The organism is Paraburkholderia sp. BL6669N2 (genome assembly GCF_003387275.1).
Lineage (GTDB): Bacteria > Pseudomonadota > Gammaproteobacteria > Burkholderiales > Burkholderiaceae > Paraburkholderia.
This window is the reverse complement of record NZ_QUNA01000001.1, coordinates 136,041-151,690: the sequence shown is the minus strand read 5'-3', so window position 1 is coordinate 151,690 and position 15,650 is coordinate 136,041. Positions and strand designations below refer to the sequence as shown.

Sequence of the window (15,650 nt, the reverse complement as noted above, 5' to 3'; positions counted from 1 at the left end):
TAACGCCCGCCGCAGGAGTGCCTATCAGCCGGCGTAAGCGAGTACTAGCTCGCGGCGCGCCGCCTCATTCCGTCTCGCCGAGTTGCCCTAGCAAAGCCTGCAATCGCTCGACGTGCCTGAGCAGCAGATGCCGATGCTTTTCGATCTGCTCCAGCCGTCCCGCGAGATCGGCCTGGATCGGGTCGTCGAGATCGGCGGCGGCGATCACGTCCTCCACCTTGGCGCGCATTGTTGCCAGTTCGACCGGCGCGTGCGTCAAATGCCGCTCGAAACGCCGTACGTCCTGGATCGCCAGATCGCGGACCTTGCGAAAGTACGCCTGACGTCGATGCGCTTCCGCGTCGAGGATTTCTTCCTCGACGCGCCTGGCCGGCCCCGGCTGGCCGAAGATCGGTTCGGGCGGCCGCAGCACCGACTTCTTTCGCACCGGATGCGCCGTGCCCCGAAACCGCGCGAGCGGCTGTTCATTGTCGATCGCTTCACGCGCCTTGAGCGGGACGTCCTGCTCGGTATGCGGCACGTTCATCCAGCCGCCCGGCAGTCCCGTGACCGCTTCGATGCCGCGCACGAATTCCTCGCTGAATTCGCGCTGGCCCGACAACATCAGTTTCAGATAGCTCGCGGAGAAGGTCATCATGCGCGCGAGTCGTGTCGCCGCGCCGACCTCGCGAGTCAACAGCACCAGGTTTGCTCGCCAGACCGGGAGCAGCAATTCGTCGGAATCTTCCATCGCTGGGTCTTCCATCTTTTTGCCCGCTGTAGAGATCACACGCTTGCGCGCGTTATCGTTTTGAAAGGGTAGACGCTTCACCGCATGGCGCGCAATCCCGGAATGCCGTTGCGTGAGCGCCGATCTGTCGTAAATACACGCCACTGCGCGATTGCGCGGCGTTGCTCGCCATCCATTGCCGGTGGCGGCTCGCAACGATCGTCGTGCTGAATTGACACCTGCATTTGCTCGGCGTTCCTCCGCTCCACGAGCGCGATGTGGCATGCTTGCGGGCGGTCGCGGCACGCCCCGTGCTGAACCGTTTGTACCCCAACACCGATTTAAGGATTCTGTAATGAAGAAGATCGTCCTCGCCATCGCCGCAGCCGTCGCAGCCCTGAGCGCCATCGCTCCCGCACAAGCTTATGAGCATCATCATCATCCTGAGTGCCACAAGGTGCGCGTTCATCATCACTGGGAAAAACGCTGTCATTAATGGCGGTGCCACGCTCTGACCGGCACGGCACATCGTAAAGCCCCGCTCAATGCGGGGCTTTTTTTCGCCATCGAGTCGATGCGGAGCAGGCAGATTGCTTCAACGCGCTCTATACGTTCTGCGCGAAAACGGCAGCATGCAATCACGGACACATGCTGTTACACCTTTGCGGTGTCAGCCGACGCGCATCACCGTGCCGCGCAGCTTGCGTGGCGATCGTGAAGCGCGTGGAAAGAAGAGAAAACGAGCGGCGTGTCACGCCGTCCTGACGCGTTCCAATGCTTTCACGACGAGCGCGTCCAGCAGAGGTTCCACTCTCGCGGCCAGCGATTCGTCATACGCATACGGCAAGTGCTCTTCCATATACGTGATCTGCGAAAGTTCGAGCTGCAGTGCATGCACGCCTTGCGACGGCCGGCCATACTCGCGCGTGATATAGCCGCCCTTGAAGCGCCCGTTGGCGACAGCCGTATAGCCGCCGTCGTATCGCTCGACAGTAGCGGCCATCTCCTCGGCCAGTCCCGTCACCGCGCTCGCGCCGTTTGCGGTGCCGAAATTGAAATCGGGCAGACGTCCCTCGAAAAAACGCGGCACGTGCGAGCGGATCGAATGCGCTTCCCACAGCAGCACCTTGCCGTGTTTTGCTTTCAGCGCCGCGAGTTCGCCTTGTAACGCCTCATGGTAGGGCTTCCAGTAAGCCTCGCGACGGCGCGCGACTTCGGCCTCGTCCGGCAGATGTCCGTCCAGATACAACGGTTCCTTGTCGAACGTATCGACGGGTAGCAAACCGGTGGTGTCCTGGCCCGGGTACAGATTCGCGCCATCGGGTGCACGGTTCAGGTCGATCACATAGCGCGCGTAGGTGGGCGCGAGAATCGACGCGCCCATGCGTTTTGCGAACGCATAGAGACGGTCCAGATGCCAGTCGCAATCGTCGGTGCGCTGCGCGGCGGGCGTCATCGTTGCGGCGATGTCGGCCGGAATTTGCGTACCCAGATGCGGGATCGAAATGAGCAGTGGCAGGCTTCCCTGATGCAGCGAGAAAACCGGCGGAGTGTTCGAAGCAGTCATGTCAGTCCGGAATCGATAGGATCGAAGGATCGGTTCAGCGAGTCAATGCGCGGAACGTTGGCACGCCATTCATTTGAGCAAGTCCGCCAGCGCCACGCGATAGCGCGCGTACGCACCCTCTTCATCGCGATGCCTGCGATTGTCGACGACCTTGTCGCCGCCCGCGTAGACGTCGCGAATCGGCGTTTCACCATGCTCGCAGAATACAACGCCCGAGAGCCAGGCGTTCGGCGCATGCTCGGCGATGCTCGAATGATCCGCGTCGAGCACGAGCCAATCGGCGCGGCGGCCCGCCTGCAGCGCGCCGACCGCGCGACCCGTTGCGTGAGCGCCGCCTTCGAGCGAGGCGTCGAACAGACGATCTGCGACATGCGTGGCCTGCGCCGACGCCAGCACGTTGCGTTGCCGGCGCGTGAGACGCTGGCCATATTCGAGCAGACGCAACTCCGCGCGCCAATCGACGCCGATATGACTATCCGAGCCCACGCCGATGCGCCCATGCGCATCGAGATACTCCTGCGCCGGAAAAATGCCGTCGCCGAGATTGGCTTCGGTGGTCAGGCACAAACCGGCGACCGCGCCGCTCTTCGCGAGCGCCAGCGTTTCGTTCGCATCGACGTGCGTGGCGTGCACGAGGCACCAGCGGCTGTCGACATCGAAACGATCGAGCAGCCATTGCACCGGACGCGCGCCTTCGGTTTCGACGCAGGCATCGACTTCGGCGGTCTGCTCGGCGATATGGATATGAACGGGCGCCGTGCCCTCGATACCGCCGAGCAGCGTATGCAATGACTCAGCGGAGACGGCGCGCAGCGAATGCGGCGCCACGCCATAACGCAACGCGCCGCTTTCAGGCCGAGCAGTACGCAACGTGCCGAGCAGATCGAGCAGACTCTCCGGCGTATTGATGAAGCGCTGCTGATCTTCACGCGGCGCACGCGAACCAAAGCCGCTGTACTGATACAGCACCGGCAGCATGGTCATGCCGATGCCGCTCGCCGACGCCGCATCCACTACGCGTTGCGCGAGTTCCGCCTGATTCGCATAGCGGCTGCCTTGCGGCGTGTGATGCACGTAATGGAATTCGCACACCGACGTATAGCCCGCTTTCAGCATTTCGATGTACAGCCATTGCGCGACGCTCGCCAGGCCTTCCGGTGTGATGCGCGCGGCGAAGCGATACATCAGATCGCGCCAGCTCCAGAAGTTATCCGTAGCGCCCGCGCCGGATGCGCGATATTCGGTAAGACCGGCCATCGCGCGCTGAAACGCGTGCGAATGAAGATTCGGCATGCCCGGCAGTACCGGACCCGCGGCCTTCTGCGCGCCGGCGGGCGGAGTCGGCGTATCGGGCGTGACGGCGGTGAGCGTGCCGGTTGCGTCCCACTCCAGCAGTACGTTGCGGCGCCAGCCATCCGGCAGGTATGCGTACTCGGCGAACAGCGATTGATTCGTTTGCTTGTGCGGTTCAGTCATTTCAGGCCTTAGCTCAATTCACGCCGCGTATAAACGGTCTCGCCCGCGCGCACGACTCGCTCGCATAGCGGACGTCCAATCCAGTAAGCCAGCTCGGCCAGCGAGTCGACCGACCACACCGCGAAATCAGCCGCGCGTCCCGCTTCCAGCGAGCCGTGGCGATCCGCCTTGCCGAGCGCGCGCGCCGCATGCGACGTCACGCCTTGCAGCACTTCGGGCACTGTCATGCGGAACAGCGTGGTGGCCATATTCATCATCAGCAGCAGCGAAGTGGCGGGCGATGTGCCGGGGTTGCTGTCGGTCGAAATCGCGATCGGCACCTGATAGCGCCGCAGCAATTCCAAAGGCGGCAACTGCGTCTCGCGGATGAAGTAGTACGCGCCCGGCAGCAGCACGGCCACCGTGCCCGCGTCCTTCATCACGGCGACGCCGGCTTCGTCGAGAAACTCGAGGTGGTCGGCGGACAGCGCATGATGGCGCGCCGCGAGTGCCGTGCCGCCGCCGTTCGACAATTGCTCGGCATGCATTTTCACCGGCAGCCTGTAACGTTCCGCTGCCTCGAAGACGCGCTCACTCTGTTCCAGCGAAAAACCGATTCGCTCGCAGAACACGTCGACGGCGTCGACGAGGCCTTCATCGGCGAGCGTGGGCAGCATGGTGTTACAGACTTCATCGATGTACGCGTCGGCGCGGCCGGCGAACTCGGGCGGCAGTGCGTGCGCGCCGAGAAACGTCGTGTAGACGGTCACGGGATAACGCTCGCCCAATTGCCGCGCGACGCGCAACATCTTGCGCTCGCTGACGAGGTCGAGGCCGTAGCCGGATTTGATCTCGACCGTGGTCACGCCTTCCGCGAGCAACGGTTCGAGGCGCGCGGCCGACTGGCGGAACAGCGAGGCTTCGTCCGCGGCACGCGTGGCGCGCACCGTGGAGACGATGCCGCCGCCCTGCCGCGCGATCTCTTCGTAGCTGACGCCCGCGAGGCGTTGCGCGAATTCGTCCGCGCGCTGCCCGCCGTACACGAGATGCGTATGACAATCGACGAGACCCGGCGTCACCCACGCGCCGTGCAGGTCTTCCTGCGGCCATGCGGCGTAGTCGGCGGGTAATGACGAAGCCGCACCGAGCCACACGATCGTGCCGTTTTCAACGGCGATCGCGGCATCGGGCAGCGTGTGTTGGGGATCGCCCTGCGGGCAAAGTTTCAGGTGATGCCAGACGGTTTGCTTCATCGCGTGCTCTTTGCAGCTTGTTGCGTGTCTGTGGTGGTTCGCGTGCGCGGGCCGTGGCTGCCATGACATAAGCGGCGGCGAGCACGCACGCGAATCGTCGTCATCGTTGCGTGTAGCGGATGCTGATTGCGAGCAACGCGCCCTTGCCTTCAACCGCGCATGACAGCGCGCCCGGCGTGTCGATGCGCAGCGTGTCGCCAGTTGCGAGCGGCAGCAGTTGAGCGTCGCCTGCTGTGACCGACACTGAACCTTCCGCGCAATACAGCAGGACCGCGTCGGCGGAAAGCGTGTGTTGCGTCGCGCCGCGCCACACTTCTACCTCACCCTGCGCCGCGTCACGCCGCACCATCAGGTTGAAGTCGCGAGTCGCGCCATCGACCAGACGCGCGTCGATTTGCGCCTCGCCGGCGAAGCGAGCCATGTCGAGCGTTTGCGTCAACGCGTGCGTTTTCACACCTTGCATGCCCTGCGTGCCGCCCGCTTCATCGAGCAACATGCCCGCGCCGGACAACAGCACAAGCGTGCGATCGATGCCCGGAAAGCGCGAGAACGGCCCGGCTTGCGCCACATCGGCCACGCTCACCCGCCATACGAAGACATCGAGCCCCGCGCCTGCGGGAAACGCCGCCACTTCGCGCGTGACACCGCCGCCGTTCCTCCACGGCGCCGCCACGAGGTCGGCGCCGCGAATCAGCGTGAGGCTTGCGCCGTTGCCGACAGGCATGCTTTGAAACACCACGCTCAACGGCCCAGCATCGGCAGATTCAGCCCTGCCTCGCGCGCCGTTTCCTGCGCGAGTTCATAGCCCGCATCCGCGTGACGCATCACGCCCGTCGCCGGATCGTTGAACAGCACGCGGCCAAGGCGCTCCTTCGCTGCATCCGTGCCGTCAGCGACGATCACGACGCCCGAGTGCTGACTGAAGCCCATGCCCACACCGCCGCCGTGATGCAGCGACACCCACGAAGCGCCGCCTGCCGTATTCAGCAGAGCGTTGAGCAACGGCCAGTCGCTGACCGCGTCCGAGCCGTCCTTCATCGATTCGGTTTCGCGATTCGGACTCGCCACCGAACCGGTGTCGAGGTGATCGCGGCCGATCACGATCGGCGCCTTCAGTTCGCCGTTCTTCACCATTTCGTTGAACGCCTGGCCCAGACGATAGCGGTCCTTCACGCCGACCCAGCAGATCCGCGCCGGCAAGCCCTGGAACGCGATGCGTTCGCGCGCCATGTCGAGCCAGTTGTGCAGATGCGGATCGTCGGGGATCAGTTCCTTGACCTTCGCATCGGTCTTGTAGATATCCTCAGGATCGCCCGACAGCGCGACCCAGCGGAACGGGCCCTTGCCTTCGCAGAAGAGCGGCCGGATATACGCCGGCACGAAGCCCGGGAAATCGAACGCGTTTTCCACGCCCATTTCCAGCGCCATCTGACGGATGTTGTTGCCGTAGTCGAGCGTGGCGGCGCCGCGTTCCTGCAGCGTCAGCATGGCCTGGACCTGCTTGGCCATCGACTGCTTGGCCGGCAATACGATGCTGTCCGGCACGGTCTTCTGACGTTCGCGCCAGTCTTCGACATTCCAGCCTTGCGGCAGATAGCCGTGAATCGGATCGTGCGCGCTGGTCTGGTCGGTCACGCAATCCGGCGTGATGCCACGGGTCACGCATTCAGCGAACACATCGGCTGCGTTGCCGAGCAGGCCGATCGACACCGGCTTGCCTGCTTTCTTCGCTTCCTCGAGCATGGCGAGCGCCTCGTCGAGGGTCGCTGCTTTCTTGTCCACGTAACGCGTCTTCAGACGGAAGTCGATGCGCGTCTCGTCGCATTCCACCGCGATCATCGAGAAGCCGGCCATGGTCGCCGCCAGCGGTTGCGCGCCGCCCATGCCGCCCAGGCCGCCCGTCAGAATCCAGCGACCCGACGGATCGCCGTTGAAATGCTGGTTCGCCACCGAGAAGAACGTCTCGTAGGTGCCCTGCACGATCCCCTGGCTGCCGATGTAGATCCAGCTGCCCGCCGTCATCTGGCCGTACATCATCAGGCCCTTGCGATCGAGTTCGTGGAAGTGTTCCCACGTCGCCCAATGCGGCACCAAGTTCGAATTCGCCAGCAGCACGCGCGGCGCGTCGGCATGCGTGCGGAACACGCCGACCGGCTTGCCCGATTGAATCAGCAGCGTTTCGTTTTCTTCGAGATCCTTCAGCGACTTGAGAATCTGATCGAAGCAATCCCAGTTGCGCGCGGCACGGCCAATACCGCCGTACACGACCAGCGCATGCGGATGCTCGGCGACTTCCGGGTCCAGATTGTTCTGGATCATCCGGTACGCGGCTTCCGCAATCCAAGTCTTGCAGGTCTTCTCCGCGCCGCGCGGTGCGCGGATCGTGCGGGTGGGATCGAGACGCGGGTCGATGTGTTTCGGGTTGTTCATGATGGCCCTCGGAATGCTTGAAGATGGTCGAAAAAGATTCGGGTACGGCAAAAACGGCGATGTCAGAAATGTCCGGTGAAGCGATAACGGCTGCCGGGGTGCCAGAGATTCGCGATCGAAGCGACCTGGCTTTGCGACCACGTGCGCCGATGCAGCACGAGGCACGGTTCGAGTTCGTCCATGGTCAGCAACTCGCGCGTGTCGCCATCGGCGGCCAATGCCTCGATGCGGTACTCGACCCGCTGCAACGGCGCGACGCGCACGAGATACTGATTCGGCGTGGTGTTCGTGAAGTCCTGCAAAGCGTACTCGGGAGCGACCGCGGGATTGACCCAGCGCTCTTCGAGTTGCACCGGCTCGTCGTTTTCAAAATGCAACACGCGCGAATGAAACACCGGACTGCCCGCGCTCACCTGCATTTCCTCGGCGAGCGCTTCGTCGGCGATGCTCGCGCCGATGTGCAGCACGTTGGCCTGATAACGATGACCGCGCGCGACTATTTCGTCGGAGATGCTGCGGATCGCCACCAGCGTCGATTCGTACTTGGGACGGGCCACGAAAGTGCCCGACCCTTGCACACGCGTAAGCACCTGCTCCGAGGTCAGCTCGCGCAACGCGCGGTTGACCGTCATGCGCGCCACGTTGAATTCGCGCGCGAGCTCGTTTTCGGAGGGCACCTGATCGCCTTCACCCCATTCACCCGCATGAATGCGCGCGAGGATGAAGTCCTTGATGCCCTGATAGGCCGGTGCGTTCATTGGCTTGCTGTGCCTCGCTGACTGCTTACTGTTCGGACGCGAAGGAGAGCGGGCTCAGCTTCGCGATCGTGCCGTCCTGCACGAGACGCGTGACCGCCGCGATGTCCGGTGCGAAGTAGTGATCGAGTTCGTAATGCGCGACGTCCTTGCGCACTGCGTCCATCACTTTCTGCAGGCTCGGGCTGGTCTTGTGCGGCGCGCGCAGATCGACACCTTGCGCGGCGGCGAGCAGTTCGATCGACAGAATGTTCGCGGTGTTTTCAGCAATGTCGCCAAGCTTGCGCGCAGCGAACGTCGCCATCGACACGTGGTCTTCCTGGTTCGCCGACGTAGGCAGCGAGTCGACCGATGCCGGATGCGCGAGCGTCTTGTTCTCCGAAGCGAGCGCGGCGGCCGTGACGTGAGCGATCATGAAGCCCGAATTCACACCGCCATCGCGCACGAGGAACGGCGGCAGACCTGACAGCGTCGCGTCGATCAGCAGCGCGATGCGGCGTTCGGCCAGCGCGCCGATTTCGGCGGCGGCGAGCGCGAGGTTGTCAGCGGCGAAGGCCACCGGCTCCGCGTGGAAGTTACCGCCCGACAGCACTTCGCCCGTGTCCGGGAAAATCAGCGGATTGTCGGAGACGGCGTTCGCTTCCAGCAGCAGCACGTTGGCGGCGTGGCGCATCTGATCCAGACACGCACCCATCACTTGCGGCTGGCAGCGCAGGCTGTACGGATCCTGCACCTTGTCGCAATCGGCGTGCGAAACGTTGATGCCCGAGCCTTGCAACAGCGAGCGGTACGCTCCGGCCGCATCGATCTGGCCTTGATGGCCGCGCAGTTCGTGAATGCGTGCGTCGAACGGCTTGACCGAACCCATGGCCGCGTCCACCGACAGCGCGCCGGACACCAGCGCGGTGCGGTACAGGTCTTCGATCGCGAACATGTTGTAAAGCGCGAGCGCGGTCGAAGCTTGCGTGCCGTTCAGCAGCGCCAGACCTTCCTTGGCTTGCAGCGTGAGCGGCTTGAGGCCGACGAGCGCGAGGCCTTCGGTGGCCGGCATGCGCTCGCCCTTTGCGAACACTTCGCCGACGCCGAGCAGCGTGGCCGACATATGCGCGAGCGGCGCGAGGTCGCCCGATGCACCGACCGAACCCTTCACCGGAATGACCGGCAGCACGTCGGCGTTGTACAGCGTGATCAGCGCTTCCATCACTTCGCGGCGGATGCCCGAGTGACCGCGGCCGAGGCTCGACAGCTTCAGCGCGATCAGCAGACGCACAACCGGACGCGACATCGGCTCGCCCACGCCGACCGCATGCGAGAGCACCAGATTCCGCTGCAGCAGTTCGAGTTGGTCGTGCGGGATGTGCGTGCTGGCGAGGCGCCCAAAGCCCGTGTTGATGCCGTAGGCCGGCTCGCCCTTTGCGGCGATGTCGGCCACGGCTTTCGCGCACGCGTCGATCGCGGCGTGGCTGGCGGGATCGAGCTGCAACGCGACGTGTTCGCGAGCGATCTGGCGCAGTTGCGGGAGGGTCAGGTAGCCGGGCTTCAGAGTCATCATGGTTGTCGTCCTGTCTATACAATTTGAGAGAAGTCTAGCGGCGTCGGCTTGTATATACAACTTGTTTTTTGAGGATTTGGCCTAGGGGTTTCCATTAGGGCGAAACGCAAGCTTGGCGTGGATCTTGCCCCTGCCGTAATTTCCCGCCGCCGCGCATTGCGGATGACGTTCCCACCGCCCGCGCGTTTCTGCTTGTATATACACGTTCAAAATGGCAGGCGCGAGGCGGACAAAAACATCTCGCCCGGAAACGGCGCGTTTCGAGACCAATAAAAGCGTTATAGAAGAGACGGCTCAAGACGACGCAAAAAAGCCCGCGCGCTCAGGCGAGCCGCAGGCTTTTGCTGATCGGACTAGTGATGAAACAGCATCGCTAAAGCTTCACGCGCGCCGCGATGAAATCCAGAAAGCACTGCACGCGCCCCGCCAGCGACGCACTCTGGTAATACACCGCGCTCACCCGTTGCCGCTCGTCCGCCAGCACGTTGCCGAGAATCGGCACGAGACGCTTTTCGCGCACGTCGGCCGCGCTCATGAAATCGGCGAGACAGGCGATGCCCCAGCCCGATAGCGCCAGTTGCCGCAATGTCTCGCCGCTCGACGCGGTGATCGCCGGCTCGATCTTCAGCGATTCCGCGCCGCTCTTGCGCCCCTCCCGCAACGGCCAGCGGTTCAGATGCTCCGGCGCCGTAAAACCGATCAGCCGATGTTCGCGCAGCGCTTCCACCGATTTCGGCTCGCCGTATTCGGCCAGATACACCGGACTTGCGAGCACGCGCAGCTTGCTGGTGCCGAGCGCGCGCGCATGCAAGGTCGAATCCTGCAATTCGCCGATGCGGATCGCGATATCCACCTTCTGCTCCAGCAGGTCCACGATCCGTTCATTACTGGTCAATTCCAGTCTGATCTCCGGATACAGCGCCGAAAACGCCGTCATATGCGGCGCCACGCAATGCAGCATGAAGGGCGATGCGGCATCGACACGCAGGCGCCCCGAGGGCCGCGCGCGTCCGCGCGTGACGGACTCCTCGGCCTCTTCCATCGCGTCCAGAATCGCTCGCGCGCGCTGCAGGAAGGTCTCGCCCTCCTCGGTGAGTTGCAGACGGCGCGTCGTGCGCCGCACCAGCGCGGTGTCGAGTTTCTTTTCGAGGCGCGTGAGCGCGCGGCTCACGCCGGAGACGGTCTGATTCAATTTCTCCGCAGCCGCGGTGATCGAGCCGCTGTCGATCACCGTGACGAACACCAGCAACTCGTCCGTCGAAGTTTTCATTGTTGATTTGAAATCAAGATTGATTTGAGACTAACACGGTTTTTGCGAGAATCAAGTCGGCGGATACTGCGTGCATGTCATCGTGTTTCTCATCAAGGAGAACGTCTTGAAGGTTTTCATCACAGGTGCAAGCGGTTTTATCGGTGGTTCGATTGCAGCGCATCTGGCGCGCGCCGGCCACTCCGTGCGCGGCTTGATCCGCAACCCCGAACATAGCGCCGAGCTGCAACGCCTCGGCATCGAACCCGTGATCGGCACGCTCGACGACCGCGCGTTGCTGATCGCCGAAGCGCAAGCCGCCGACGCCGTCATCAACGCCGCGAGCAGCGATCATGAAGGCGCGGTGAAGGCGCTGATCGACGGACTCGCCGGCTCCGGCAAAACGTTTCTGCATACGAGCGGTTCGAGCATCGTCGGCGATGCGTCGGGCGGCGAAGCGGGTCAGGCGCGCATCTATCACGAAGACGCGCTCCCCGAGCCGACTTCCGACAAAGTGGCGCGCGTCGCAATCGACCTGCTGGTGCTCAATTCGGCCAAGCTGAATATCCGCTCGGCCGTGTTGTGCAACACGCTGATCTACGGCCACGGCGCGGTGCCGGGCAGTGCGAGCGTGCAACTGCCGCGCCTCGTGCGTCAGGCGCAGAAGAGCGGCGTGGTGCGTCATGTGGGCAGCGGCGGCAACATCTGGTCGAACGTGTTTATCGACGACGTCGCCGAACTGTATCGCCTCGCGTTGGATAAAACGCCGGCGGGCACCTTCTACTTCGTCGAAAGCGGCGAGGCGTCGTTCCGCGACATGAGCGCTGCGATTGCACGCGCGATGAAGCTCGGCGAGCCGCAAGACTGGCCGCTCGAAGACGCGCAAAAGGAATGGGGCTACGAAATGGCCTCGTACGGCCTCGGCTCGAACAGCCGCGTGCGCGGTGAACGCGCACGCAAGCTGCTTGGATGGGAACCGAAGCGCACGTCGGTGATCGACTGGATCGAACACGACATGATGTCCAGGGCGTAATTAGTGTAAGCGTTGTCGTTGCGAATCCGTAAGCTCGACTCGATAGAATCGCGCTCACCTGATGGTGCGATTCGACAATCCGAGCCGCACATGAGCCCGGATTTGATCGATGACTTTGGCGCTGAATTTCGATTGGCTAACTAATCTGCTGGCGATTCTCTTCGTCGTGGCGTGTCTCTACGATGCACGCTACGACGAATACGGCACGCTGACGTTGTCAGCGGCCGTGATGGGACTCGTCGTGATGGCGATCGAACTGTTTCTCAGGCCCGCCTTCGACATGTCGCTTTGAAACTGGGCGCTAGCCGTTCCATCAAGCCGCGACAAACGCTCGCGCTGTTTTACGAAGCGGGACGTCAAGGTGCATGACGTCCCCCTCTAACCGCGCAGATCGAGGCTGGCGTTGCCCCGCAATCAAGAACCACATGCGGCGCAGCCGCCTTGCGGCTTCTCTTCATACCGGTCGTGATGTCTGACCCAATCGGTCAGACTGTGATCTTCATTGCGGCCCTTCGGCGTGACGTCCAGATGCGCGTAGGTGTTGATGAAGCGTTCGTCGCCGCGTCCATAGACGGAATACGTGTGATATACGTCGCCCTTTCCGTCTTTGTAGAACACGCTATGGCCGTGTTGCTCGTCGATGCCGACGTCCTGCTCGGTGAAGTTGTAGAACGCATTCTTGCTCTCCAACTGTTCGGGCGTGAACGACACGTGATAGTCGAAATTGAAATCGCTGCCGGCCGATGACACCCACGGGAAGGTCCAGCCCATGCGCTTTTTGAAACCCTCGATCTTCGCGAGCGGCGCATGCGACACCGTCACGTACGATACATCGTGATGCTCCAGATGCGTGACGATCCCCGTCATGTGATCCGACAGGAACGAGCAGCCGACGCAGCCCTCTTCCCAGTCCGCGCCAAACATGAAGTGATAAATGATCAACTGGCTGCGTCCATCGAACAGATCGGCTAGCGTCTTGCGGCCCTGCTGCGTATCGAACGTATACGTCTTGTCGACCTTGACCCAAGGCAGCGCGCGGCGTTTGCGCGCGAGTTCGTCGCCGGCGCGCATGTGCGCTTTCTCTTCGGCTAACAATGCCTTGCTGGCGGCCAGCCATTCCTCTCTTGAACCCGTACGGTGTTGCGGTTCCATATGCGTCTCCTTTCCTGCATCGAGCAGACTAACGACAACAAACGAACTCACGCCACGTAGCGTTCCAGCGAATCGATCCCATCGGCCCAGCCGCGGCGATGATCGTCGCACTGCGCGTCGTCGGCGAGACGTTCGTGCGTGAGCGTGAGCCATGTGGCGTCGCCGTCCGGTTCCAGCAGCAGCGTGACCTGCGATTCATGCTCCGGGTTGTAGCGCCACACCCATGTGAAAACAAGTTTGCGGTCTTGCACCACCTCCAGATACACACCGCCGACCTCGACCTCGTTACCGTCCGGCTTGCGATAGACGATCGCGTAACGTCCGTCGACGCGCACATCCATTTCCACGCGCACCACGTCCGCTCCACCCGGATGCATCCACGTCATGAATTGCGCCGGTTCCGTCCAGGCGCGGAAGACTTTGGCGGGCGCGGCGTTGAGCCGCCGCTGGAGGGTGAGGCTGGGCTGGGTGGACATGGAGCTTGTTCCTCTTCGACGAAAGCGGCAAGACGATCGAGTGATTCGGACCAGAAGCGTTGATAGCGGCCAAGCCATTCCATGGCTTCTTCCATGGGCCCGGCGGACAGACGGCACGCCACTGTGCGGCCGGTTTTGCTGCGCGTGATGAGACCCGCCTCGCTCAACACGTCGAGGTGTTTCATCACAGCGGGCAAGGACATCGCAAACGGCTCGGCGAGTTCGCTGACCGACAGATCTTTCGACGACAGACGCGCGAGCAACGCACGCCGTGTCGGGTCGGACAGCGCGGCAAAGGTGCGATCCAGTAGCGTTTCGTTAAACTTAACCATGAGGTTAAGTATAGGAACGAAGCAACTAAAGTCAAGGACAGGTGCGCGTTCTTCGTAAAACCCGCGAAACGTAAAGTGGGAAGTACGGCAAAAAGATACGCGGCGAGCCGCAGATCAAGCCTGCAACGCGCCGCGTCAAAGGTGGAGAACAAACGACTACAGGCTCAAGCAAAGCAGCCAGAAACGCACCACCCTGCTCTCGCTTTCCAGCGCAGATTCAACAGTCCGATCCTGCAACCCGGCGAGACCCAGGCAGCGCCCGAGTTCACGACATAACGATCAGATCGCCCAGCCGCCGAGATAGAAACCGACCAGCACGATCGCGATGACGACCGTGCCCACGTTCAGCTTGCGATATTCGCCGCTGACCACGCGGCCGATCACCAGCGTCGCGAAGCCGAGCATGATGCCCGTCACGATGTTGGCGGTCAGCACGATGAACACCGCGCACATCAGGCCCGACATGGCGTCGACCATGTCGTCCATATGCAGCTTGCTGACGTTCGAAAGCATCAGCAAACCCACGTACATCAGCGCGGGCGCCGTTGCATACGAAGGCACGAGGGCGGCGAGCGGCGAGAAGAACATCACCACGAGGAACAGCAGACCGACCACCGCCGCGGCCATGCCGGTCTTCGCGCCTGCCGCCACGCCGACCGTCGATTCGATATACGCGGCAGCCGGCGCGCCGCCGAGCAGGCCCGAGAAAATCGAGCTCAGCGAGTCGGCCGTCAAGGCGCGGCCACCGTTGATGATGCGGCCGTTTTCATCGAGTTGCCCCGCTTGTCCCGCAACGGCGCGGATCGTGCCCGTAGCGTCGAACACCGCGGTCATCACGAGGGCCAGCACGCTAGGCAGCACCGCCATGGACAATGCGCCCTTGATGTCCATCGCACCGATCAGCGAAGCGTGACCCGGCGCGCTCAGCGACGGCACCGCGAACACGCCGTGAAACGACATGGCGGGATCGATCACGAACGCGATCGCCGAAATCGCCACGATCACGATCAGGATCGAGCCCGGCACGCGGCGGCGCACCAGACCGAAGATGGCCGCGAGACCCGCCACCGACATGATGGCCGGCAGCGCCGTGATATTGCCGAGCGCAACTGGCAAACCCGCGCCCGGATTCTTCACCACGAGGCCCACGTCGTTGGCGGCGATCAGCAACAGGAACAGGCCGATGCCGATCCCCGTGCCGTGCGCGATGCCCGTCGGCAGATTGCGCAGAATCCACGAACGCACACCCGTCACCGAAATCGCGGTGAAGACCACGCCCATCAGAAACACCGCGCCGAGCGCGACGTTCGGATGCAGACCCTTGCCGAGCACGAGGCCGAATGCGGTGAACGCGGTCAGCGAAATCGCGCAGCCGATCGCGATCGGCAGGCGCGCCCACACGCCCATCAGCAGCGAGCCGAACGCCGTGGTCAGACACACGGCAACGAACACCGCGCTGGTGTCGAAGCCCGCTTTGCCGAACATGCCCGGCACGACGAACACGGAATAGACCATCGCGAGGAAGGTCGTGATACCCGCGACGATTTCCTGGCGCTGTGAACTGCCGCGTGAAGAGATTTCAAAGTAGCGGTCGAGAAAGCCCTTTCCGTCGAATGATTCGGCGCCGACGTCAGAAATCGGTTGGGCGTGGGGTTCCATCATGATGAGTGCCTCCTTTATCAGCGTG

General features: G+C 62.9%; 16 protein-coding genes. 3 read left to right on the top strand and 13 right to left on the bottom strand.

Features of this window, described 5'->3' with window-relative positions; all coding sequences use genetic code 11:
- Positions 1-64: 64 nt before the first annotated feature.
- A complete protein-coding gene (locus B0G80_RS00635; RefSeq protein ID WP_106285958.1) occupies positions 65-730 on the bottom strand; it encodes a hypothetical protein in 666 nt (221 codons plus the stop codon).
- 334 nt (positions 731-1,064) lie between these two features.
- Here B0G80_RS00635 and B0G80_RS45615 point away from each other — a divergent pair, with 334 nt between their 5' ends.
- Positions 1,065-1,205 carry a hypothetical protein gene (locus tag B0G80_RS45615; RefSeq protein ID WP_166679090.1) on the top strand — a complete coding sequence of 47 codons (141 nt, stop codon included), beginning with the start codon at positions 1,065-1,067 and terminating at the stop codon, positions 1,203-1,205.
- Positions 1,206-1,460: 255 nt separating this feature from the next.
- Here the strand turns inward: B0G80_RS45615 and hutG are convergent, their stop codons facing one another.
- The 8 genes from hutG to B0G80_RS00595 all read right to left on the bottom strand — a co-directional run bounded on the left by hutG (position 1,461) and on the right by B0G80_RS00595 (position 10,991).
- Complete coding sequence (hutG, locus tag B0G80_RS00630) at positions 1,461-2,276, bottom strand: N-formylglutamate deformylase (RefSeq protein ID WP_116116567.1); 816 nt, start codon at positions 2,274-2,276, stop codon at positions 1,461-1,463.
- Positions 2,277-2,345: 69 nt separating this feature from the next.
- Complete coding sequence (locus B0G80_RS00625; RefSeq protein ID WP_116116565.1) at positions 2,346-3,752, bottom strand: formimidoylglutamate deiminase; 1,407 nt, start codon at positions 3,750-3,752, stop codon at positions 2,346-2,348.
- Between the two features lie 8 nt (positions 3,753-3,760).
- Positions 3,761-4,984: an imidazolonepropionase gene (gene hutI / locus B0G80_RS00620; protein ID WP_116116563.1), complete on the bottom strand. Its 1,224-nt coding sequence runs from the start codon at positions 4,982-4,984 to the stop codon at positions 3,761-3,763.
- Positions 4,985-5,084: 100 nt separating this feature from the next.
- Positions 5,085-5,708, bottom strand: coding sequence for a HutD family protein (locus tag B0G80_RS00615; protein ID WP_116119458.1), 624 nt, complete (start codon positions 5,706-5,708; stop codon positions 5,085-5,087).
- A gap of 17 nt (positions 5,709-5,725) precedes the next feature.
- The gene (gene hutU, locus B0G80_RS00610; protein WP_012432559.1) at positions 5,726-7,414 is read right to left on the bottom strand and encodes a urocanate hydratase; all 1,689 of its coding nucleotides are present in this window, start codon (positions 7,412-7,414) and stop codon (positions 5,726-5,728) included.
- 62 nt (positions 7,415-7,476) lie between these two features.
- Positions 7,477-8,172 carry a histidine utilization repressor gene (hutC, locus tag B0G80_RS00605; protein ID WP_012432558.1) on the bottom strand — a complete coding sequence of 232 codons (696 nt, stop codon included), beginning with the start codon at positions 8,170-8,172 and terminating at the stop codon, positions 7,477-7,479.
- Between the two features lie 25 nt (positions 8,173-8,197).
- On the bottom strand, positions 8,198-9,721 hold the full coding sequence (hutH, locus tag B0G80_RS00600; protein WP_116116561.1) for a histidine ammonia-lyase: 1,524 nt from the start codon (positions 9,719-9,721) through the stop codon (positions 8,198-8,200).
- 373 nt (positions 9,722-10,094) lie between these two features.
- Complete coding sequence (locus B0G80_RS00595; RefSeq protein WP_116116559.1) at positions 10,095-10,991, bottom strand: LysR family transcriptional regulator; 897 nt, start codon at positions 10,989-10,991, stop codon at positions 10,095-10,097.
- A 106-nt stretch (positions 10,992-11,097) separates the two neighbouring features.
- On the opposite strand from B0G80_RS00595, the gene B0G80_RS00590 reads away from it, so the two are divergent.
- Both B0G80_RS00590 and B0G80_RS00585 read left to right on the top strand, forming a co-directional pair.
- Positions 11,098-12,003 (top strand): NAD-dependent epimerase/dehydratase family protein, encoded by a 906-nt coding sequence (locus B0G80_RS00590; protein WP_116119457.1) that lies wholly within the window; start codon positions 11,098-11,100, stop codon positions 12,001-12,003.
- Positions 12,004-12,112: 109 nt separating this feature from the next.
- Entirely contained in the window at positions 12,113-12,295 is a 183-nt protein-coding gene (locus tag B0G80_RS00585; RefSeq protein WP_116116557.1) for a hypothetical protein, read from the top strand.
- 122 nt (positions 12,296-12,417) lie between these two features.
- On the opposite strand, the gene B0G80_RS00580 is transcribed toward B0G80_RS00585, so the two are convergent.
- The 4 genes from B0G80_RS00580 to B0G80_RS00565 form a co-directional block, all read right to left on the bottom strand.
- The gene (locus tag B0G80_RS00580) at positions 12,418-13,155 is read right to left on the bottom strand and encodes a thioredoxin family protein (RefSeq protein ID WP_116116556.1); all 738 of its coding nucleotides are present in this window, start codon (positions 13,153-13,155) and stop codon (positions 12,418-12,420) included.
- 47 nt (positions 13,156-13,202) lie between these two features.
- A complete protein-coding gene (locus B0G80_RS00575) occupies positions 13,203-13,631 on the bottom strand; it encodes an SRPBCC domain-containing protein (protein ID WP_116116554.1) in 429 nt (142 codons plus the stop codon).
- Positions 13,538-13,963 carry a helix-turn-helix transcriptional regulator gene (locus B0G80_RS00570; protein ID WP_116116552.1) on the bottom strand — a complete coding sequence of 142 codons (426 nt, stop codon included), beginning with the start codon at positions 13,961-13,963 and terminating at the stop codon, positions 13,538-13,540. Before B0G80_RS00570 ends, B0G80_RS00575 begins: the two co-directional genes overlap by 94 nt.
- A 279-nt stretch (positions 13,964-14,242) precedes the next feature.
- Positions 14,243-15,625: an NCS2 family permease gene (locus tag B0G80_RS00565; protein ID WP_116116550.1), complete on the bottom strand. Its 1,383-nt coding sequence runs from the start codon at positions 15,623-15,625 to the stop codon at positions 14,243-14,245.
- Positions 15,626-15,650 lie beyond the last annotated feature (25 nt).